Source organism: Sporanaerobacter acetigenes DSM 13106 (assembly GCF_900130025.1).
GTDB lineage: Bacteria > Bacillota > Clostridia > Tissierellales > Sporanaerobacteraceae > Sporanaerobacter > Sporanaerobacter acetigenes.
This window is the reverse complement of record NZ_FQXR01000003.1, coordinates 264,352-285,643: the sequence shown is the minus strand read 5'-3', so window position 1 is coordinate 285,643 and position 21,292 is coordinate 264,352. Positions and strand designations below refer to the sequence as shown.

The window sequence follows — 21,292 nt, the reverse complement described above, 5'->3', positions numbered from 1 at the left end:
ATTTTATGTATAAAAAAACTTACTTTAATCAACCTTTTGTTCAATTTACTATTCCTATAATTATAGGAATAGTTTTTTATTATTATGTAAAAATCGATTTTAAATTTATTCTTATGGGGCTAATAGTTTCTTTAGCTTTGTTTTTGGTTTGCATTTTTTTAAATAAAAAAGATTTATTAGTTATATATTTGCTATTTTTCATCATTGGAATGCTAGCTATGTATGGGAAAATTGAAAATAGTATCCTTAAGTCTTTTGTAGGCGAAAACGTAGAAATAGAAGGAAGAGTTGTGGAAGCGAGATATAAAGATGATTCTGCTAATTATGTTTTAGAGACTAAAAATATATATCATAATGGTCACATATATACTGGAAAAGAAAAGGTATTGTTAAAATGTTATGGAGAAGAAAAATATGAAATAGGTGATGCGATAAAGGTTTCTGGTATTTTAAATGAACCAAAAGCAAATACAAATCCAAAGCTTTTTAACTATAAATTGTATTTAGAGACCAATGACATATTTACTACAATTAGTACTAGAAGTCATTTTGTAAAAACTATTTCAAAAAACAATTTGAATTCAGGAGAAGTCTTCAGGAAAAAATTCAAAACAAAAGTTGAGGGTACTTTTGATGAGTATTTAAATCCAACAAATAGCCAATTGATGAAGTCAATTATGTTAGGTGAAATGTCTTATTTAGATCAAGACTATCAAATTAAATACAGAGAAATGGGATTAGCCCATTTGATGGCTGTATCAGGTTTGCATATTGGAATCATTTCATCTTTTTTAATATCAGCATTTGCGATATTGGGAATAAATAGAAAGATAAATATTGGAACAACCATAGCTATTTTGTGGATTTATGGATATCTTATTGGTTTTCCACCTTCCGTGCTTAGATCTCTTATAATGTTTACTGTACTTATGTATTCTCAAATTCAATTTAGAGCTTATGATGAAATAAATACTATAGCTTTTGCTGCATTTATACTTCTTATTTATAATCCGCTATGGCTTTTCAATGTAGGATTTCAATTATCTTTCATGGCTACACTATCATTATTGCTGTTGCTTAAAGAGATGAGAAACAAATTTTATCCTTACAAAGGAAAGGCTATGACTTCTCTTTATAGTATATTGGCAGTTCAAATAGGGGTAGCTCCTATAACCATGTATTACTTTAACAGTATTTCTCCTATGAGCATATTGGCAAATTTTTTATTGATACCTTTACTTTCAATAGGAGTCATAATAGCTTTTTTCATTTTGTTATTTTCCTTTGCAGGTGGTTTTATTTGCCGCTTTTTAGGGATTGTATTGAATGAAATTTTAAATGTGGAAAATATTGTATTAAATATGATATATGCACTACCTTTAGGAAGCATCAAAATGTTTTCGTCAAGTATTTTTGGAATTTTTCTTTATTATTTTGCTATTTTTTGTATATTCAAGATTGTTAGAGTTGATGTTTTCCCATTTGAGATAAACAGGGCAATTTTTTATTATCTTATAGTATGTATATTGTTTATATCTATTTTACCTATGGTGGAAAAGGAGTTAACTATAGAATTTATAGATGTGGGACAAGGAGATTGTATGCTCATTGAAACTAATGGTAGATATTTTTTGGTTGATACAGGTGGAAATGTATTTGGAAATTTTGACGTAGGAGAAAATATAGTTTTACCTTATCTAGTAAAAAAAGGAGTATTTTCACTAGATGGAGTTTTTATCACCCATTTTCATGAAGATCACTGCAAGTCTTTGCCACTGCTTATGGAAAATATAAAAGTAAAGAGGGTTTTTATAGCTTATGAAAATGAAAATAGTACTATTTACAATGATATAATTTCTAGTGCTAAAGAGAACAATGTAAATGTCTATAAAATTGGATACAATCAAAAACTAGATATTGGGAAAAATGTTTCTATTAGAGTTCTATGGCCTAAAGAAGAAACTAATTTAAAGCATATAGATAATGAAAATAATTTGTCACTAGTGCTTTTGTTGGATAGTTTTGATAAGAAAACACTGCTTACAGGAGACATAGAATCTGAAACAGAATCTATTTTAGTACAAGATGAAAGAGAAAATATAGATTTTTTGAAAGTTCCACACCATGGAAGTAGCACATCATCTAGTGAAGATTTCATAGATTTTTTCAATCCTAAATATGGATTTATACAAGTTGGGAAAAATAATTTTGGTCATCCCGATGAGGAAGTTCTTGAGAGATATAAGGATAGGGGGATAGATATATATAGAACTGATGAATCTGGACTTATAACATTAAATATTAGGCCAAATAAATGTGAAATTTATACTTTTATTAGAGAAAAGCCTAGTATAAATGATATAATATTAAATTATGGATTAGAAATAAGTTTTATACTCATATATATGCTATTATCATATTATATTTCTAAAAAAAATTGTTGTATATTTAGGGAGTGGGAAAATTATGAAATGTGAAGAATTGATTGTAGATATAAAGAATAACAATTTAAAAACAGTTTATATTTTTTGTGGAGAAGAACATTATTTTATAGATTATTCTCTTAATTTGATAAAAGAAAAATATATTCCTCAGGGCCTTGAATCCCTTAATTATATAAGCTTTGAAGGGAAAGATACAGAATTTAATGAAATATACAATGCCTGTGAAACCCTACCTTTTATGTCTGAAAAAAAGATTGTAGTTGTAAAAGACTTGGGAATATTTAGTAGAAGAAAAAAAGATGATGAAGAATATGAAATAGAATCTAAAAAAGATGAAGGATTAAAAGAATATCTTAAAACTTTAGAAGATTATGTAGTGATTATATTTATTGAAAAAGAAAGAAAAGTTGACAAAAATAAATCTATAGTTAAAACAATTAATAAAATTGGTGGAGTCGTGGATTTTGAAAGAATAAAGGGAAAAGATCTATATAATTGGATAGAAAAGGAGTTTAGAAAATATAACAAAAATATATCTTATCCAAGTATAAATTATCTGGTACAATATTCATCGTATTTATCTAGAGATGGGAATAAGACATTGTATGATTTGGAAAATCAAATAGCTCAAATTTCAAATTTTGCAAGGGACAAAAAAGAAATTTCCAAAGATGATATAGATAAAATTGTAGCTAAATCTTTAGATACAAATATATTTAAATTGTTAGATAGCATTGCAGCTAAAGATGTAAATGGATCCTTAAAAACATTTAATGAAATATGTATTTTAAATGAGCCATTACCTAAGATATTATTTATGATAATCAGACAATTTCGGCTTTTAAGACAATGTAAGACTTTAAAAGAAAGTGGATTTGGTCAAAAAGAATCTATGGAGAGGATGGGTATTGGATCTTATGAGTTTGGAAAGATATCTAGACAGTGTAAAAGTTTTTCTTATGAAAAATTAGATAACGCATTGGAACTTTGCTTAGAAGCAGATGAGAAACTTAAAAGCACCTCAATGAATTCTAAATTGGTATTGGAGATGCTTATAGTTACATTATGCTAATAAAAAGCAAAAAAACTTCGGGTTATAACCGAAGTTTTATATTATACAGCTTCATTTACTTTACTATTTAATCTTTTAGTCAAACGACTAACTTTTCTTGAAGCAGCATTTTTAGAAACAACATTTTTTGTAGCAGCTCTTTTTAGCTTTTTATCTATAATTTTAAGTAATTCCCTAGCTTCATCAAAACTACCATTTTCTACTGCTTCATCAAACTTTCTAATATATGTTCTAATTTCTGACTTTCTACTTTTATTTATCTCAGTTTTTTTATCAATAACACGAATTCTCTTTTCTGCTGATTTGATGTTTGCCAATAAATTCACCTCCCCATTATCTAACAAGAAATATTTTACCATGAAGGTCTATAAAATGCAAGGCAAAATAGATTTTATTTAGAATACATAAAAAAATTTATAATACTAAAAATAGTTATGACTAAGATATAGAATTTGAAAAAAGTAAGAGGAGTGATTTTAATGTTTCAAGTAAGAACAGATTTAGCTGTTGAAGCTAGAGAATTGTATAGTGAAGGGGAAAACAGAGAAGTTCCCGGAGTGGAGGTCAAAATAGAGGAAGAAAAGTACTATACTATAACAAGAGTTAAAATATTAGATAAAATTGGCGAAAAAAACATGGGAAAACCTACAGGAACATATATCACTATAGAAGTTCCCAATTTAAAAAATCCCAATGAAGATTTAAAAGATGAAATAAGTATCCAATTGGCAAAAGAAATAAAGGCAATAGCAAAGAATACTAAAAAAACTAAAACGCTTATAGTAGGGCTGGGGAATTGGAATGTGACTCCAGATGCATTGGGACCTAAAGTAGTAAAAAGAGTTCTTGTTACAAGACATTTTTTTGTTTCCTATAAAAAAGAAGATGATGAAGAGATGGCTAATGTTTCGGCATTATCTCCAGGGGTTATGGGGCTTACTGGGATTGAAACAGGAGAGATTATAAAAGGAGTTGTAGAAAAAACTAATCCAGATTTGGTTATAGCTATTGATGCGCTGGCATCAAGAAATATGAATAGAATTAGTACTACTATACAAATTTCTGATACAGGAATAAACCCAGGTAGCGGAGTGGGAAATAAAAGGCAAGGACTTAATAGTGAATATCTAGGAGTCCCTGTTATTTCAATAGGAATTCCTACTGTAGTAGATGCTGCTACTATGGTGAATGATACTATAGATTTAATCATTGACTCCATGATGAAAGAAGCAAAATTTGGTTCTGAATTTTATGAAATGTTAGTTGAATTATCCAAAGAAGAAAAATATTCTCTAATAAGAGAAGTACTAGAGCCATTTATGCCTAATACTATTGTTACTCCAAAGGAAATTGATGAGCTCATAGATAATCTCTCTATTGTAATAGCAAATGGATTAAATATAGCTCTTCATCCAGGAATTGATTTAAAAGATGTAAATAGATATATAAAATAAATAGTTTTTTCATATAAATCTTCCTTTTAGAATATATTTTTATAATGAATAGGCAAGTTCTACTTTAAATATTTTAGTATACATAGAACTTGCCACTAGTGAGTTTCATGAAAAGGAGTGCATTTATATGAATACAAAGGTTTATAGGACAAGATTTTATTATGTGTTATTTGCTCTTTTTTGTATGTTTATATTTTTTTTGGGTTCTACAATTGTGATGAAATATTTTAAAGATGATGTGAAACCTATAGCTGATTATGGAGAAAGCGTTGAGGTGTTTAGCTTTGAGAAACATGACAGAATAGATAAATCGGAAATATTGTTAAAAATCATATCTACTTCAAATTCATCTATGAGTGCTTTTTTAAAAGGAGAAAAAGGAATTGATATTAATCTATATGAGTTAATTAGAAAGAATTTGAGAGATACTTTGAATATAGACAATTATATAAAGGCTCAATTTCCAGCTATATTTACATTAACAGATGGAAAGATTTCAACACCAATATCTAAAGACAAAGATATAAAAGTATCTAAAGATGATAATTTAGATATACAACAATTAGAAGATTTGATATTTGTTGAAGATTTGATGGAAAGTGAAGAAGGAGAGTTTTTTCAGGAAAACGAAATCAAATCAGAAAATCTAAATTTAGAAGGAATACCTGTTGCTCAAAATATCAAAAAATTGGAAATAAACAAAGAGAAACCCTATGTTTTAATATACCATACTCATGGGACAGAAGCTTATTTGCCAGTTGTACAAAATACATGTCATACTATAGAAAAAAAATACAATGTATTGACTATTGGAGATATTGTTTCTGAAAGTTTAGAAAATAATGGCCATGGTGTTGTTCATATAACTACTTATCATGACTCTCCTTCTTACAATGGTTCATATACAAGATCGTTAAACACTATTAAAAATGCCATAGGGAATGATGAAAATTTAAAAGTGGTATTTGATATTCATAGGGATGGAATACCGGAAAATGCAAGTTATAAAAGCAAAGCAGTAAAGCAATCTAAAACTGTGATAGATGGAAAAGATGTAGCTACTTTTTCTATAGTTATTGGTCCAGATTCTCCAAATGTAGACGAGGTTTTGAAGTTTGCAAAATACATAAAATCAGTTTCAGATACTCTTTATCCCGGACTATGTAAAGGAATAATAATAAAGCCTAGTGGCAAGTTCAATCAATTTGTTTCTAATTATTATGCTTTAATAGAAATAGGTAGTAATTTAAATACTATAGAAGAGGCTCAAGAATCAGCAAAATTGGTGGGAAAGATATTGAGTGTGGTTATAGACAAAGTTCAGGAATGATTTTGCTTTTTTTTAATATAAAAAAGTGTTATAATAATATAAGCTCAGTATCACATTTGGAGGGATTCTCATGGAAGAAGATAAAAAAATAAAAGCAAAGAGTGAGACTATGGAATGGGTAAAAAGCATTTTTTTTGCTGTCATTGTAGCTATTTTGATAAAAACATTTATATTTAATACTACTTATGTGTTGGGAAGTTCAATGTATCCTACCTTACATGAAAAAGACAGATTGTTTACAAATAAAATATCTTTGTATTTTTCCAATCCTGGTAGGGGCGATATTGTAATACTTAAGGCTCCAGACAATCCTAGTAAAGATTATATAAAACGTGTTATAGCTTTGGCTGGAGACACGGTAGAAATAAAGGATGGAAAAGTATATTTAAATGGTGAAATTTTAGAAGAAGATTATATAGCAGAAAATGCCTATACTCATACTTATGATGAAGATACTTGGTTGGTTCCAAAAGGATATGTATTTGTTCTAGGTGACAACAGAGAAGAAGGGGCAAGTAAGGATAGCAGATATTTTGGATGTATTTCTGTGGAATCCATTAAGGGAAAAGCAAATTTTAGATACTTCCCTTTTGGAGATAGATTTGGAAAATTAGAGTAGTATATAATAGAAAAAAATGTCCATAATAATCTTGGTGATTGTTATGGAAACTAGAGTGGAACGTGTTAGAAAACAAAAAAAAGAAAAATCAAAATATCGTTTTGAGTTTTTGATAATTATAGTCGTTGTGTTTATTTTCTATTTAGGACTAAAAGCAACAGAAAAATCTATTCAAGAACTTACTTATGTGCAAGATCAACATATTTTTTTATTGAATTTGAAAGTCAAACCTTCAATTCAATTGTTTGGTAAAACTTACGACTTAAATGTTATAAATTTCATAAAAGAATTTATAAAAAGTATTAAATGACCAGTAAATCTGGTCATTTAATTTACATAAACTATTTTTTTTGCTATAATTATTTAAGATTATTCTCATACTCTAAGGAGGAAAAACATGCAAAAAGATAAACAAAAAAGGATTAGGAACTTTTCTATAATAGCTCATATAGATCATGGCAAGTCTACGTTAGCAGATAGACTCATAGAGAAAACTGGACTCTTAACTTCAAGGGAAATGCATGCTCAAATGTTGGATAGCATGGATTTGGAAAGAGAAAGAGGAATAACTATTAAGTTAAAAGCAATAAGACTTATATATAAGGCAAATGATGGGGAAGAATATATTTTAAATCTAATAGATACTCCAGGGCATGTAGACTTTAACTATGAAGTGTCAAGAAGTCTTGCAGCTTGTGAGGGAGCACTTTTAGTAGTAGATGCTACTCAAGGAATAGAAGCTCAAACGCTGGCAAATGTTTATTTAGCTCTAGATCAAAATCTTGAGATAATCCCTATTATAAATAAAATTGATTTGCCAAGTGCAAGACCTGATGAAGTAAAAAAAGAAGTTGAAGATGTGATTGGAATAGATTGCTCTGATGCACCTCTTGTTTCAGCAAAAGAAGGTACCAATATTCAAGCCGTATTAGAAAAAATAGTATCATCTGTTCCAGCACCGGTGGGCGGTATAAATGCACCTTTGAAAGCTCTTATTTTTGACTCATACTATGATAGCTATAAAGGAGTTGTTTCATATATAAGAGTATTTGAAGGCTCTATAGCACCAGGAATGGAAATACAGATGATGTCAACAGGCAAAGTATATGAAGTAGTAGAAGTGGGAGTAAATGCGTCTAAACAATTACCACTAGATAGACTTGAAGCGGGAGATGTAGGATATGTAACTGCTAGTATCAAGAATGTAAAAGATGCAAGAGTCGGGGACACTATCACTAGCTATGAGAATCCAACAGAAAAACCCCTTCCAGGATATAAAAAAGTAACTCCAATGGTCTATTGTGGTATTTATCCAGCAGAAGGAGAAGATTTCAACTCGGTTCGAGATGCTTTAGAAAAACTTCAGGTAAATGATGCAAGTTTAGTATTTGAACCTGAAACTTCTATAGCTTTAGGATTTGGTTTTAGATGTGGTTTTTTAGGACTTCTTCATATGGAAATTGTACAAGAAAGACTGGAAAGAGAATTTGATTTAAATATTATAACCACTGCACCAAGTGTTATATATAAAGTGAAAAAATCAGATGGAGAAATGCTTTATATACAAAATCCAACCAATCTTCCACCATCTACTGAAATAGAATATATGGAAGAACCTATTGTAGATGTGTCTATAATGACTCCAACAGACTATGTAGGAGCTATAATGGAGCTTTGTCAAAATCGAAGAGGTACATTTATAAATATGGAATATCTTGAAGAGACAAGGGTGGTTATGCATTATGAACTTCCACTTAATGAAGTTATATATGACTTTTTCGATGCACTTAAATCTAAAACTAGAGGTTATGCATCTCTTGATTATGATCTAAAAGGATACAAACAATCAGAATTAGTTAAATTAGATATTTTGATAAATGGAGAATTGGTAGATGCTTTCTCTATCATAGTACATGAGGAAAAGTCTTATGAGAGAGCTAGAGTTATTGTTGAAAGGCTCAAAGATGTAATACCAAGGCATCAGTTTGCTGTACCTGTACAGGCTTCCATAGGTTCAAAGATAATAGCGAGAGAGACAGTTAAAGCTTTGAGGAAGGATGTTCTTGCAAAATGCTATGGTGGAGATATATCGAGAAAGAAGAAATTGCTTGAGAAACAAAAAGAAGGAAAGAAGAGAATGAGACAAATAGGTAATGTAGAAGTTCCTCAGGAAGCATTTTTATCAGTTTTAAAATATGATGAAAAAAATTAATGCACACAATTTGTGTGCATTAATTTTAGGAGGCAAGGTATGAAAGAATTGGCTTTGTATATACACATTCCATTTTGTATAAGTAAATGTTATTATTGTGATTTCAATTCTTTTTCAAATAAAAAACTATTGATACCAGACTACATAGATCATTTAAACAATGAAATAAAGTTATATAAAGATAAATTAGAAGATTATACAATTAAAACTATTTTTTTTGGAGGAGGGACTCCTTCTTCTATAGAGGCAATATATATAGGTAAAATACTTGAAACTATTTATGAAAATTTAAATGTAGATAATTTAGAAGAGATTTCTATAGAAGTAAATCCTAAAACTATGGATAGAGAAAAAGTTAAAATATATAGGGAAATGGGAATAAATAGAGTGAGTATAGGGTGTCAATCTTTAAGAGACAATATATTAAAAAAGATTGGAAGAGTTCACAATTCAGAAGATTTCTATGAAACATACAATCTTTTAAGAAAGTATAATTTTTCAAATATAAATGTAGATTTAATGTTTGGACTGCCAGGTCAAACTTTTGATGATTTGTTTTTCACTTTGGGAGAAGTTGTTAAATTGGGTGTAGAGCATATATCTTTTTATAGTTTAATAATAGAAGAAGGAACTAAATACTATGATTGGTACCAAAATGGGAAAATAATATTGCCTGATGAGGGAGAAGAAAGAAAAATGTATCATGATGGGGTGAAATATTTGCAATCTAAGGGATATGAACATTATGAAATATCAAATTTAGCTAAAAAAGGATATGCTTGCAAACACAATTTGTTCTATTGGAAACTTAAACCCTATATAGGTGTAGGTCTTGGTTCCCATTCAAATATTTGGGGAAAGAGGTATTGGAACTATGAAAATTTTCAGGAGTATTTTGAATTTTTAAGTAAAAATAAATTTCCTATAAGTGGAGAAGAAACGATTGATAGGGAAATGGAAATAGCAGAGTATTTAATACTAGGGTTGAGACTAGTACAGGGAATAGATAAAAAAGATTTTTTTAATAGATTTGGAGTTTCAATTGATAATATATATAGGGAGATTTTTAATAAACATAAGAAAAATGGTTTAATTTATATTGATGATAAAAATATAAGATTAACTGAAAAAGGTTTAGATTTATGTAATTTAGTTTTTGTAGATTTGTTGCCATAAATAATGAATTAATTTCTTAAAAAGTATTGACAAATTTTAATAGTAGTGATAACTTTAAATCGTAAGGATTAGCACTCAATAATATAGAGTGCTAATAAAACCCTTTTATTGTAAATCAATCTACATTTATATGGGGTGATAAAATGTTAGATGAAAGAAAGCTACGGGTACTTCATGCCATCATAAACAGCTATATTTCAAGTGCAGAACCTATTGGTTCTAGAACCATTTCTAAAAAATATGATTTAGGGGTAAGCTCTGCAACTATAAGAAATGAAATGTCTGATTTGGAGGATTTAGGGTATTTAAATAAGCCCTATACTTCAGCAGGAAGAGTACCTTCAGATAAAGCCTATAGACTCTATGTGGATATGCTTTTAAAGGATCCAAGGGCTTTTATTGATATGAGAAAAAAACAAGAAATCAAAAAAAACTTATTAAAAGAAGCTGTAGAAATGGATAACCTCATTGAGAATTCAACAAAGATACTTTCAAAGATTACAAACTATACAGCTTTGGCTATAGCTCCTCAATTTAAAAGGAGTACAATTAAACATATTCAACTTATACCCATAGATGAATATGAAATATTGGTAGTCATTGTTAGTGATTCAGGAATAGTTAAAAACACTATTTTTAGGATAGATAATCAAATACCAAATGATCAATTAAATATTATTTCAAATTTCTTAAATGAAAAGCTTAAGGGTCTGACTATTGAAGAAATAGGTAATGAAATAGATACAGTAGTATTTAAAGAAATGTATGAGTATAAAAATATTATAGAAAGCATTATACCTGTTATCAATCAATCATTGGAAGAAGTAGAAAATGTAGAAGTCTTTGCTGATGGTGTTACGAATATATTCAATTTTCCTGAATATAGTGATGTCACAAAAGCCAGGTCATTTTTAAGTTTTATTGAGGATAAAGATCTAGTAGTGGATATACTGTTAAAAAACACACTAGATGATTTTGAAATAACCATAGGGGGCGAAAATTCCATAGATGAAATAAAGAATTGTAGTCTCATAACAGCTACTTATAAACTAGATGGGGATACTATTGGTAAAATAGGTGTTATAGGGCCTACTAGAATGGATTATTTCAAAGTTATAAATGCTGTAAATTTGTTGGCAATAAATTTAAATGAAATAATAGGCAAGTTTTTCATGAAATAATGGGGTGTAAGTTTTCTTACACTCTATTAAAGTGTGAATTGATGCTATGGTACCACTATGTAGCACCAAAAACAGATATAAGAGGTGATTTAATGGAGAACAAGGAAGGTAAGATTGCTGAGGAGTTTCATGGTGAAAAAATAGAGAATGAAGATTTGAAAAATGTGGAAAGTACAGAAGAGCTGGAAGAAAAAGATGTAAATGAAGTAGAAAAACTTAAAAATGAGCTGGAAAATAAGATTAGAGAAATGGAAGATCTAAATAATAGATTCTTAAGATTACAGGCAGATTTTGTTAATTTCAAAGGTAGAGCTGAAAAAGAAAAAGAAAGTATATATAGTTATGCGTCAGAAGATATCTTGAACTCTATGTTGCCAGTGTTGGATAATTTTGAAAGAGCCCTTAGTAGTTCAACAGATACTGAAGATGGATTTTATGAAGGAATGGAAATGATATACAATCAATTAATAAAAGTACTTAACGAAAATGGTTTAGAAGAAATAGAAGCATTGCATGAAAAATTTGATCCAAATTATCATCACGCTGTATTTCAAGAAGAATCAGATGAATATGAGGAAGGAACTGTTATAGAAGTTTTCCAAAAAGGGTATAAATTAAAAGATAAAGTTATCAGACCTAGTATGGTAAAGGTTGCAAAATAAAGTAAATATGTATACAAGGAGGAATTTATATGGGAAAAATAATAGGAATTGACTTAGGAACTACGAATTCTTGTGTTGCTGTAATGGAAGGTGGAGAACCTGTAGTTATACCTAATGCTGAAGGAAATAGAACTACACCTTCTATAGTAGCTTTCACTAAAGATGGAGAAAGACTAGTTGGTGAAACTGCTAAAAGGCAAGCCATCACAAACCCAGAAAGGACTATAGCATCTATTAAAAGAGAAATGGGTAGTGATTACAGTATAAATATTGATGGAAAGAAATATGCACCTCAAGATATTTCAGCTATGATTTTGCAAAAAATGAAAATGGATGCAGAAAATTATTTGGGAGAAAAAGTAACAGATGCTGTCATCACGGTGCCAGCGTATTTTACAGACAGTCAAAGACAGGCAACAAAGGATGCAGGAAAGATTGCAGGATTAAATGTTAGAAGAATCATAAATGAACCTACAGCAGCATCCCTTGCATATGGTATGGACAAAGAAGAAGAACACCATAAAATAATGGTATTTGACTTAGGTGGAGGAACTTTTGACGTATCTATTCTTGAACTCGGGGATGGAGTGTTTGAAGTAATATCTACTAGAGGAAACAATCATTTAGGTGGAGATGATTTTGATCAAGAACTTATTGACTATATGGCAGAAGAATTTAAAAAGGAAAATGGTATAGATTTAAGGCAGGATAATATGGCGCTACAAAGATTGAAAGAAGCAGCAGAAAAGGCTAAAAAAGAGTTATCAAGTACTATGACTACAAATGTAAACTTGCCATTTATTACAGCTACTCAATCAGGCCCAGTACATTTGAATATGGATATTTCAAGGGCTAAATTTGAAGAATTGACAGCTCATTTAGTAGAAAAATCTCTTGAACCAGCTAGAATGGCTTTAAAGGATGCGGGATTGTCTCCATCAGATATAGATAGAGTTATATTGGTTGGTGGTTCAACGAGAATTCCAGCTGTTCAAGAAGCAGTTAAAAGACTTATAGGAAAAGATCCACACAAGGGAGTAAATCCTGATGAATGTGTTGCTATAGGAGCAGCTATTCAAGGTGGAGTATTGAGTGGAGAAGTAAAAGATTTGTTGCTATTAGATGTAACACCACTATCTTTAGGAATTGAGACATTAGGTGGAGTTATGACAAGGTTAATTGATAGAAATACTACTATTCCAACAAAGAAGAGTCAAGTATTTTCTACAGCTGCAGATGGCCAAACTGCTGTTGACATTCATGTGTTACAAGGAGAAAGGCCAATGGCTAAGGACAATACAACTTTAGGTAGATTCCAATTAACTGGAATACCACCAGCTCCAAGAGGAATTCCACAAATTGAAGTTACTTTTGATATTGATGCCAATGGAATAGTTAATGTATCAGCAAAGGATTTGGGAACTGGAAAAGAACAAAAAATAACAATTACAGCATCTACAAATTTAAGTGATGAAGAAATTGAAAAGAAAGTAAAAGAAGCTGAAAAATTTGCAGAGGAAGACAAAAGAAAACAAGAAGAAATAGAAGTTAGGAACAATGGAGATTCATTGGTATATCAAACAGAAAAGACATTAAATGAATTGGGAGATTCAGTTTCAGATAGTGAAAAAGCTAAAGTAGAAGAAAAATTGAAAGAGTTGAAGAAGTCACTTGAAGGTGATGATATAGATGATATTAAAAAGAAAACTGAAGAATTGACAAATGAGTTTTATGCTATATCACAAAAACTATATGAACAGGCTGCACAACAACAGCAACAACAAGGCACAAGTGGAAGTACAGGAAATGATGGTGATGATGTAGTTGATGCAGATTATGAAGTAGTAGATGATGATGATAAATAATTTAAGAAAATCAAAGCTAAATGGTTTCATTTAGCTTTGATTTTTGGTAAAATGTCTTTAGTATAGCATTGAAAGTTGGTGAAATAGTGGAAAAAAGGGATTATTATGAGGTTTTGAATGTGTCCAAAGATGCAACAGAAGAAGAATTAAAGAAAGCATATAGAACTCTGGCAAAAAAATATCATCCAGATTTGAACCCAGGCGATGAAGAAGCGGAACAAAAGTTTAAAGAATTAAATGAAGCTTATGAAGTGTTGAGTGATCCTGAAAAAAGGGCTAAATATGACAGATTTGGTCATGCGGGTGTAGAAGGACAAACTGGCGGATTTACAGGTTTTTCTGATATATTTGACGATATATTTGACATTTTTGGTGGAGGATTTTCATCTCAAACTAGGAGAGCGGGACCAAGAAAAGGAGCAGATATAAGACATAATCTAAACTTAAGCTTTGAAGAAGCAGTATTTGGGGTAGAAAAAGAAATACAGATAAGAAAAGTTGATGAATGTAGTGTTTGTTCTGGTTCTGGAGTTAAGCCTGGCAGTAGCAAAACTACCTGTCCTAAATGTGGTGGAACAGGGGAAATAAAGTATGCACAAAATACAGCTTTTGGACAATTTGTAAGAGTTGCTACTTGTGATGAATGTGGCGGCACTGGTGAAATAATTAAAGACAAATGCACAACTTGTGGTGGAACAGGTAAAGTAAAAAACTCCAAAAAAATCAAAGTAAAGGTTCCGGCAGGAGTAAATACGGGCTCTATAATATCTATTAAAGGCGAAGGAGATGCAGGGGAAAGAGGGGGACCTTCAGGAGATTTATATATTTATATAAATGTCAGAGAACATGATATATTTAGAAGAGAAGGAAATGACATACATTGTGATATTCCTATTTCTTTTGTTCAAGCAGCCTTAGGATCCGAAATAGAGGTTCCTACATTGGAAGGGCCTATTAAATATGACATTCCAGAAGGTACTCAAACTGGAACAGTATTTAAACTTAAAAACAAAGGTGTACAGAATGTTAGAGGATATGGAAAAGGAGATTTTTATTTTAAAGTAGAAGTAGAAGTACCGAAGAAACTTACAGAAAAACAAAAAGAAATTTTAATCGAATTTGCTAAGGAAAGTGGAGATAGTTATAAAGGAGGAAAGAAAGGTTTCTTTGACAAAATGAAAGATGCCTTCAATTAAAGAACGATCACCTATGAAAAGGTGATTGTTTTTTAAAACCCTTTTTTTTAAGCCCAAAATGGGGTATAATAATGTGGAATTTACTTAATCTTAAAAGGATGTGAAAACATATGAAATGGATAGAAGTACAGATTAAGACAACTACTGAAGCGGAAGAAGCTGTAGCCAACATTTTGTATGAATTAGGAGTTGGAGGTCTTGCCATTGAAGATCCAAATGATGTATTAGCTTTTGCTAAAAATGAGGACGATTGGGATTATATTGATCCAAATCTTCTAAAACAAGATTTTGAAGGAGTAATAATAAAAGGATATTTTCCAGAAAGTGAAGATCTAATAGATAAAATAGAACTTATAAAGCAAAATGTTGAAAAAATCCCTCAATATAATTTAGACAAAGGATTGGGAGAAGTAACTACGACAGAGGTTTACGAAAAAGACTGGGCGGAATCTTGGAAAAAATATTATAAACCTAAAAAAATAGGAGAAAAAATAGTGGTTAAACCTACCTGGGAAAAATATAAAGAAAGCTCAGGGGAAATAATAGTGGAATTAGACCCAGGAATGGCTTTTGGAACGGGAACCCATGAAACTACTACTATGTGCATTAGAGCCTTGGAAAAACATGTAAGGCCAGAGTCCACTATATTTGATATTGGTTGTGGCAGTGGTATATTGAGTATTGCAGCAGCAAAATTGGGCGGGAAAAAGGTTATTGGAGTAGATTTAGATGAACTTCCCGTAAAAGTTTCAAAAGAAAATGTTCAACTAAACAAAGTTTCTGATGTAGTTGAAATAAGAAGAGGAAATTTGTTAGATGTGGTAGATGAAAAAGCTGATATAATAGTATCAAATATTATTGCAGAAATAATTGTGGATTTAACATCTGATATAACTCCATATTTAAAAGGAGATAGTATATTTATATCCTCAGGAATTATAATAGAAAAAATAGATATGGTAGTGGATGCTCTTTCAAAAGAGGGATTCAAAGTTTTAGAAATATCTAAAATGAACGGTTGGGCTTGCATAGTATCAAAGCTTGAAAAGGATGAGTAATATGAATAGATTTTTTGTACAAGAAAATCAAGTCAATAAAAATCTTATAACAATTGTAGGGGAAGATGTAAAACATATAAAAGATGTTCTTAGATTAAAAGTAGGAGATAGTATAGAGGTAGTATCTAAAGGCATATTGTATTTATGTCAAATACATAGTATAGAAAAGAACATTATACTTGCGAATATAGAAGAAAAGTTTAAAAGTAAAAATGAACCTCCAATTCATATAGTTCTCTATCAAGGACTTCCTAAAAGTAGCAAAATGGATTTTATAGTTCAAAAAGCTACTGAATTGGGAGCTGCGGAGATATATCCTTTGATTACTGATAGAACTGTCGTAAAAATAAATGATATAAAAAAGGAAAATAAAAAGGTAGAACGTTGGAATAAAATAGCTTTAGAAGCAGCTAAACAGAGCAAGAGAGATTGCATACCAATAGTTAAAAACATTATTTCATTTAATGACATGCTATCTTCCCTAAAAGATGAAAAAAACATTCTGGTGCCCTATGAGGATGAAGAAACAGTTCATTTAAAGGATGTTATGAAAAATATTGAGGGAGAAAAAATTCATATCATTATTGGTCCAGAAGGTGGATTTGAAGAAAGAGAAATTGAAGAACTTAGAAGTATTGGTAGCAATATAGTTTCTTTAGGGCCCAGAATACTCAGAACAGAAACTGCAGGATTGGTGGCTATGTCAATATTATTATATGAATTAGGAGATATTTAGGAGTGGTTAAATGAAAAAAGTTGCATTTCACACACTAGGTTGTAAAGTAAACCAATATGAAACAGAAGCTATGGAAGAGCTATTTGAAAAACGTGGATACCAGATAGTCGGTGAGAATGAGTATGCAGATGTATATGTTATAAATACATGTACTGTAACCAATTTAGGAGATAGAAAATCTAGGCAATTTATTAGAAGAGCAAAGAAGCTCAATCATGATTCTATCATAGCTGTGGTAGGATGTTATGCTCAAGTAGCTCCAAAAGAAATAGAAAAAATGAATGATGTAGACGTTATAATTGGTACAAGTGATAAAAGAAAAATTGTAGAGTCGTGTGAAGAAGCAAAAGAAGAAAAGAAAAAGATAAATATGGTCAAGGATTTTAGAATGCTTAACAATTTCGAGGAATTAGAGATTGAAGAAATTAAATCAAGGACTAGAGCGTATATGAAAATACAAGATGGCTGCAATCAGTATTGTTCATATTGTATCATACCTTATGCTAGGGGGCCTATTAGAAGTAGAACACTTGAGAATATAATAAGTGAAGCGGAAAGGCTTTCACAAGCTGGGTTTAAAGAGGTAGTCCTTACAGGTATTCATGTAGCCAGTTATGGAAAAGATCTAGGAGACATCAGTTTACTAGATGTTATAAAAGAAGTAAATAAAATTGAAGGTATTGAAAGAATAAGACTTAGTTCTATTGAACCAACACTCATAGATAGAGAGTTTATGGAAAGTGTAATTAAGATGCCAAAAGTTTGTGATCATTTCCATTTATCCCTACAAAGTGGTTCAGATACCATTCTAAAGAGGATGAATAGAAAATATACAACGGAAGAGTATAGAAATATTGTAAAACTCATAAGAGAGTATATGCCTTATGCTGGAATTACTACGGATGTCATAGTGGGATTTCCTGGAGAAGGGCAAAAAGAATTTGAAGAGACCTGTGATTTTGTCAAGGAAATAAATTTTTCTAGAATTCATGTGTTTAAATATTCTCCGAGAAAGGGGACCCCTGCTAGTAAATATATAAATCAAGTAGATGGCAATATAAAACACGAGAGAAGTGAAAAATTAATTAATTTGGGAGAAGAACTTTCTATTAAATTTAACAAGAATTTATTAGGAAAGACTATGGAAGTATTGTTTGAAGAAGAATCAAAAGATCCAAGTTTTATAGAAGGCTATACTACAAACTATGTAAGGGTTAAAGCTCCTTTTAAAGAGGAATATAAGGGAAGGATATTAACTGTGAAAATAACTGAGCTAGATGATGAAAATTTAATTGGAGAAATAGAGGAATTTTAATTTTCACGTAGAATATAATAATTAGAATGGTATTAGGAGGTGAATGGGATGAATGATTGCATATTTTGTAAAATTGCACATGGAGAAATACCAACAGATAAGATTTATGAAGATGACAAAGTCATAGTTTTTAATGACATAAACCCACAATCTCCTGTCCACTTTTTGGTTATTCCTAAAGAGCATATTTCTTCTATAAAAGAAATTGATGAAAACAATGTATCTATTATTAGTCATATTGTATTGATTATAAAGAAAATAGCTAAGGAAAAAGGACTAGATGAAAAAGGATACAGGATTATAAATAATTGTGGTGAATATGGAGGACAAACAGTAGAACATCTTCATTTCCACGTATTAGGTGGAAGACAATTGTTATGGCCACCAGGTTAAAATCTAGTTGCATAAATTCCACATATAATGTATAATAATCTAGTGCCGAATTCCGCTTACTGCATATAGTGTAGTAGGTACTCTTGCAGTGGATGAGGGGAGGGAGAAATAGATGGCAGAAATTAGAGTCGGAGAAAACGAATCACTAGACAATGCACTTAAAAGATTTAAAAGACAATGTGCTCGTTCAGGTGTTATGGCTGAAGTTAGAAAAAGAGAACACTATGAAAAGCCTAGCGTGAAACGTAAGAAAAAATCTGAAGCAGCTAGAAGAAAAAACAAAGGTAGATACTAAGAAGGTGGAAGTATGTCTCTAAAAGAGAAACTTATGGAAGATATGAAATCTTCAATGAAAAATAAAGACACCTTGAGGAAAAATACTATCACAATGGTGCGAGCAAGTATCAAGCAAAGAGAAGTCGATGAAAGAATTGAACTAACTGATGAAGATATTATAGATATTATAGCTAAGCAAGTAAAAGAAAAAAGAGATGTTATACAGGATTTTGAAAAAGGTGGACGAGAAGATTTAGTTGAACAGACAAAAAAAGAAATGGAAATTTTACTTGAATATTTGCCTAAACAATTGACAGAAGAAGAAGTTGAAGAAATAGTCAAGGAAACAATAAAAGAAGTAGATGCTAAATCCATAAAAGATATTGGACTTATTATGAAATCAGTTATGCCTAAGATCAAAGGTAAAGCTGATGGTAGCATGGTGAATAGTATTGCAAGAAAATACTTGAAATGAACCTAGGTTTAATTACCTAGGTTTTTTATTGTATTTTTAGTTATTAGATAATATAATAATAGTAACGAGGAGGTGATAATATGAAAAAGAGAAAAGTGTGGAAAATTTTATTGACAGTATTTATTATCTTGATTTTTGTTAGTTCACTATCTTATTGTGAAGGAAATACAAATTCTACAGAAACAGAAATGAAAATAGTCAAAATAATCACCAATCCTTATGTCAGTACAATTTTATTAACTCTTGGTTTCATTGGAATGATGATAGAAATATTTACTCCTGGATTTGGAATTGGTGGCATCATAAGTATTATTTCATTTGGATTATTTTTTGGTGGCAATATGATGGCAGGGAATACAGAATGGACTTCTATAATTTTATTTGTTGCAGGTATGATACTTTTAATAGTTGAAGGAATGGTTCCAGGGTTTGGATTACCTGGGATAAGCGGCATAATTCTTGTGGTCATAGGATTAGTATTGGCTATGAATTCCCTACAAAACGCTTTAATGGCTGTAAGTATTTCTATTATTATCACCGCTATTATCACAGTTATATTGGTAAAATATGGTCATAAGAAACCCTATTTTGACAAAATAGTACTTTCTACAGAGCAGAAAAATCAGGAAGGATATACAAGTGCAAATTCTAAAATTGAATATTTAGGAAAAGAAGGTATAGCTATAACAGAATTGAGACCAAGTGGAATAATAGAGGTAGAAGGAAAAAGAATGGATGCACTATCAGAGGGAAACTATATAAGTAAAGGTTCAAAGATAAAAATAGGAAAAGTGGAAGGCTCAAAAATTATTGTGAGGAGGTTAGAAAATGACAGGTAGTTTAGGATTTACTATAGGAATTACAATTCTTATTGTTTTACTGGTAATATTGTTTTTTACTTTTGTTCCTGTAGGATTGTGGATAACGGCTTTCTTTTCAGGTGTAAAAGTAGGCATTTCGAATTTGATAGGTATGAGACTTAGAAGAGTTGTACCTTCAAGAATTGTTAATCCAATGATTAAAGCAACAAAAGCTGGATTAGATATAAGCGTAAATGAGTTGGAAGCACATTATTTAGCTGGTGGGAATGTAAATGTTTTAGTAGATGCATTGATAGCAGCTCAAAGAGCAGAAATTCCATTGGAATTTGAGAGGGCAGCTGCTATAGATTTAGCTGGAAGAAATGTATTAGAAGCAGTGCAAGTAAGTGTAAACCCTAAGGTCATTGAAACACCAGTGATATCTGCGGTAGCAAAAGATGGTATTGAAGTTATGGTTAAAGCTAGAGTTACTGTGAGAGCTAATATTGAAAGGTTAGTAGGAGGCGCTGGTGAAGAAACTATTATTGCCAGAGTTGGAGAGGGTATTGTTACAACAGTAGGTAGTTCAAGCAGCCATAAAGAAGTGCTTGAAAACCCTGACAGTATATCCAAAACTGTATTAGATAAAGGACTAGATTCAGGCACAGCATTTGAGATACTTTCCATTGATATAGCTGATGTAGATGTAGGAAGAAATATTGGAGCTAAATTGCAGACGGATCAGGCAGAAGCTGATAAAAGAATTGCTCAAGCTAAGGCAGAAGAAAGAAGAGCTATGGCTGTAGCAAGAGAACAAGAAATGAAAGCAGAAGTTCAAGCTATGAAAGCAAAAGTAGTAGAATCAGAGGCAGAAGTACCACTTGCATTGGCAGTTTCACTTAAAGAAGGAAAAATTGGTTTTATGGATTATTACAATATGAAAAATTTATTAGCTGATACAGATATGAGAAGTTCTATTTCTAAAATGACTAAAGAAGATGAGTATAAAGAATAAATTTTGAGGATGT

At 30.7% G+C, this 21,292-nt stretch carries 21 protein-coding genes; 20 read left to right on the top strand and 1 reads right to left on the bottom strand.

What is annotated here, in order from left to right:
- Window positions 1-5 precede the first annotated feature (5 nt).
- Together BUA21_RS03720 and holA are read left to right on the top strand one after the other, a co-directional pair.
- Window positions 6-2,477 carry a DNA internalization-related competence protein ComEC/Rec2 gene (locus BUA21_RS03720; protein ID WP_072743324.1) on the top strand — a complete coding sequence of 824 codons (2,472 nt, stop codon included), beginning with the start codon at window positions 6-8 and terminating at the stop codon, window positions 2,475-2,477.
- Entirely contained in the window at window positions 2,467-3,516 is a 1,050-nt protein-coding gene (holA, locus tag BUA21_RS03715) for a DNA polymerase III subunit delta (RefSeq protein ID WP_072743322.1), read from the top strand. Before BUA21_RS03720 ends, holA begins: the two co-directional genes overlap by 11 nt.
- Window positions 3,517-3,557: 41 nt before the next feature.
- Here holA and rpsT read toward each other — a convergent pair whose 3' ends face one another.
- A complete protein-coding gene (gene rpsT, locus BUA21_RS03710; protein WP_072743321.1) occupies window positions 3,558-3,833 on the bottom strand; it encodes a 30S ribosomal protein S20 in 276 nt (91 codons plus the stop codon).
- Window positions 3,834-3,995: 162 nt separating this feature from the next.
- Here rpsT and gpr point away from each other — a divergent pair, with 162 nt between their 5' ends.
- The 18 genes from gpr to floA all read left to right on the top strand — a co-directional run bounded on the left by gpr (window position 3,996) and on the right by floA (window position 21,279).
- Window positions 3,996-4,970 carry a GPR endopeptidase gene (gene gpr, locus BUA21_RS03705; protein ID WP_072743320.1) on the top strand — a complete coding sequence of 325 codons (975 nt, stop codon included), beginning with the start codon at window positions 3,996-3,998 and terminating at the stop codon, window positions 4,968-4,970.
- Between the two features lie 127 nt (window positions 4,971-5,097).
- Window positions 5,098-6,300, top strand: a complete 1,203-nt coding sequence (gene spoIIP, locus BUA21_RS03700; RefSeq protein ID WP_072743319.1) for a stage II sporulation protein P — start codon at window positions 5,098-5,100, stop codon at window positions 6,298-6,300.
- A 70-nt stretch (window positions 6,301-6,370) separates the two neighbouring features.
- On the top strand, window positions 6,371-6,919 hold the full coding sequence (lepB, locus tag BUA21_RS03695; RefSeq protein ID WP_072743318.1) for a signal peptidase I: 549 nt from the start codon (window positions 6,371-6,373) through the stop codon (window positions 6,917-6,919).
- 31 nt (window positions 6,920-6,950) lie between these two features.
- Window positions 6,951-7,229: a hypothetical protein gene (locus BUA21_RS03690; protein ID WP_143147122.1), complete on the top strand. Its 279-nt coding sequence runs from the start codon at window positions 6,951-6,953 to the stop codon at window positions 7,227-7,229.
- Between the two features lie 87 nt (window positions 7,230-7,316).
- Window positions 7,317-9,131 (top strand): translation elongation factor 4, encoded by a 1,815-nt coding sequence (gene lepA, locus BUA21_RS03685; RefSeq protein WP_072743316.1) that lies wholly within the window; start codon window positions 7,317-7,319, stop codon window positions 9,129-9,131.
- Window positions 9,132-9,170: 39 nt separating this feature from the next.
- Window positions 9,171-10,307, top strand: a complete 1,137-nt coding sequence (gene hemW, locus BUA21_RS03680) for a radical SAM family heme chaperone HemW (protein WP_072743315.1) — start codon at window positions 9,171-9,173, stop codon at window positions 10,305-10,307.
- 143 nt (window positions 10,308-10,450) lie between these two features.
- A complete protein-coding gene (gene hrcA, locus BUA21_RS03675; protein ID WP_072743314.1) occupies window positions 10,451-11,488 on the top strand; it encodes a heat-inducible transcriptional repressor HrcA in 1,038 nt (345 codons plus the stop codon).
- A gap of 92 nt (window positions 11,489-11,580) precedes the next feature.
- Complete coding sequence (gene grpE, locus BUA21_RS03670; RefSeq protein ID WP_072743313.1) at window positions 11,581-12,150, top strand: nucleotide exchange factor GrpE; 570 nt, start codon at window positions 11,581-11,583, stop codon at window positions 12,148-12,150.
- Between the two features lie 29 nt (window positions 12,151-12,179).
- Window positions 12,180-14,015 (top strand): molecular chaperone DnaK, encoded by a 1,836-nt coding sequence (dnaK, locus tag BUA21_RS03665; RefSeq protein WP_072743312.1) that lies wholly within the window; start codon window positions 12,180-12,182, stop codon window positions 14,013-14,015.
- A gap of 68 nt (window positions 14,016-14,083) precedes the next feature.
- Window positions 14,084-15,211: a molecular chaperone DnaJ gene (gene dnaJ / locus BUA21_RS03660; protein WP_269844713.1), complete on the top strand. Its 1,128-nt coding sequence runs from the start codon at window positions 14,084-14,086 to the stop codon at window positions 15,209-15,211.
- Window positions 15,212-15,321: 110 nt separating this feature from the next.
- A complete protein-coding gene (gene prmA, locus BUA21_RS03655; RefSeq protein ID WP_072743311.1) occupies window positions 15,322-16,269 on the top strand; it encodes a 50S ribosomal protein L11 methyltransferase in 948 nt (315 codons plus the stop codon).
- Window position 16,270: 1 nt separating this feature from the next.
- The gene (locus BUA21_RS03650; RefSeq protein ID WP_072743310.1) at window positions 16,271-17,005 is read left to right on the top strand and encodes a 16S rRNA (uracil(1498)-N(3))-methyltransferase; all 735 of its coding nucleotides are present in this window, start codon (window positions 16,271-16,273) and stop codon (window positions 17,003-17,005) included.
- 10 nt (window positions 17,006-17,015) lie between these two features.
- Entirely contained in the window at window positions 17,016-18,320 is a 1,305-nt protein-coding gene (mtaB, locus tag BUA21_RS03645) for a tRNA (N(6)-L-threonylcarbamoyladenosine(37)-C(2))-methylthiotransferase MtaB (RefSeq protein ID WP_072743309.1), read from the top strand.
- Between the two features lie 48 nt (window positions 18,321-18,368).
- Window positions 18,369-18,713 (top strand): histidine triad nucleotide-binding protein, encoded by a 345-nt coding sequence (locus BUA21_RS03640; RefSeq protein ID WP_072743308.1) that lies wholly within the window; start codon window positions 18,369-18,371, stop codon window positions 18,711-18,713.
- A gap of 112 nt (window positions 18,714-18,825) precedes the next feature.
- A complete protein-coding gene (gene rpsU, locus BUA21_RS03635) occupies window positions 18,826-19,008 on the top strand; it encodes a 30S ribosomal protein S21 (RefSeq protein WP_072743307.1) in 183 nt (60 codons plus the stop codon).
- 12 nt (window positions 19,009-19,020) lie between these two features.
- Window positions 19,021-19,464 carry a GatB/YqeY domain-containing protein gene (locus tag BUA21_RS03630; RefSeq protein ID WP_072743306.1) on the top strand — a complete coding sequence of 148 codons (444 nt, stop codon included), beginning with the start codon at window positions 19,021-19,023 and terminating at the stop codon, window positions 19,462-19,464.
- 80 nt (window positions 19,465-19,544) lie between these two features.
- Window positions 19,545-20,303, top strand: a complete 759-nt coding sequence (locus BUA21_RS03625) for an NfeD family protein (RefSeq protein ID WP_072743305.1) — start codon at window positions 19,545-19,547, stop codon at window positions 20,301-20,303.
- On the top strand, window positions 20,293-21,279 hold the full coding sequence (floA, locus tag BUA21_RS03620) for a flotillin-like protein FloA (protein ID WP_072743304.1): 987 nt from the start codon (window positions 20,293-20,295) through the stop codon (window positions 21,277-21,279). The genes BUA21_RS03625 and floA overlap by 11 nt, the downstream gene beginning before the upstream one ends.
- Window positions 21,280-21,292 lie beyond the last annotated feature (13 nt).

Coding starts and splice junctions, on each gene's coding strand:
- BUA21_RS03720 (WP_072743324.1), top strand. CDS start 6: ATGTATAAAAAAACTTACTTTAATCAACCTTTTGTTCAATTTACTATT.
- holA (WP_072743322.1), top strand. CDS start 2,467: ATGAAATGTGAAGAATTGATTGTAGATATAAAGAATAACAATTTAAAA.
- gpr (WP_072743320.1), top strand. CDS start 3,996: ATGTTTCAAGTAAGAACAGATTTAGCTGTTGAAGCTAGAGAATTGTAT.
- spoIIP (WP_072743319.1), top strand. CDS start 5,098: ATGAATACAAAGGTTTATAGGACAAGATTTTATTATGTGTTATTTGCT.
- lepB (WP_072743318.1), top strand. CDS start 6,371: ATGGAAGAAGATAAAAAAATAAAAGCAAAGAGTGAGACTATGGAATGG.
- lepA (WP_072743316.1), top strand. CDS start 7,317: ATGCAAAAAGATAAACAAAAAAGGATTAGGAACTTTTCTATAATAGCT.
- hemW (WP_072743315.1), top strand. CDS start 9,171: ATGAAAGAATTGGCTTTGTATATACACATTCCATTTTGTATAAGTAAA.
- hrcA (WP_072743314.1), top strand. CDS start 10,451: ATGTTAGATGAAAGAAAGCTACGGGTACTTCATGCCATCATAAACAGC.
- grpE (WP_072743313.1), top strand. CDS start 11,581: ATGGAGAACAAGGAAGGTAAGATTGCTGAGGAGTTTCATGGTGAAAAA.
- dnaK (WP_072743312.1), top strand. CDS start 12,180: ATGGGAAAAATAATAGGAATTGACTTAGGAACTACGAATTCTTGTGTT.
- prmA (WP_072743311.1), top strand. CDS start 15,322: ATGAAATGGATAGAAGTACAGATTAAGACAACTACTGAAGCGGAAGAA.
- BUA21_RS03650 (WP_072743310.1), top strand. CDS start 16,271: ATGAATAGATTTTTTGTACAAGAAAATCAAGTCAATAAAAATCTTATA.
- mtaB (WP_072743309.1), top strand. CDS start 17,016: ATGAAAAAAGTTGCATTTCACACACTAGGTTGTAAAGTAAACCAATAT.
- BUA21_RS03640 (WP_072743308.1), top strand. CDS start 18,369: ATGAATGATTGCATATTTTGTAAAATTGCACATGGAGAAATACCAACA.
- rpsU (WP_072743307.1), top strand. CDS start 18,826: ATGGCAGAAATTAGAGTCGGAGAAAACGAATCACTAGACAATGCACTT.
- BUA21_RS03630 (WP_072743306.1), top strand. CDS start 19,021: ATGTCTCTAAAAGAGAAACTTATGGAAGATATGAAATCTTCAATGAAA.
- BUA21_RS03625 (WP_072743305.1), top strand. CDS start 19,545: ATGAAAAAGAGAAAAGTGTGGAAAATTTTATTGACAGTATTTATTATC.
- floA (WP_072743304.1), top strand. CDS start 20,293: ATGACAGGTAGTTTAGGATTTACTATAGGAATTACAATTCTTATTGTT.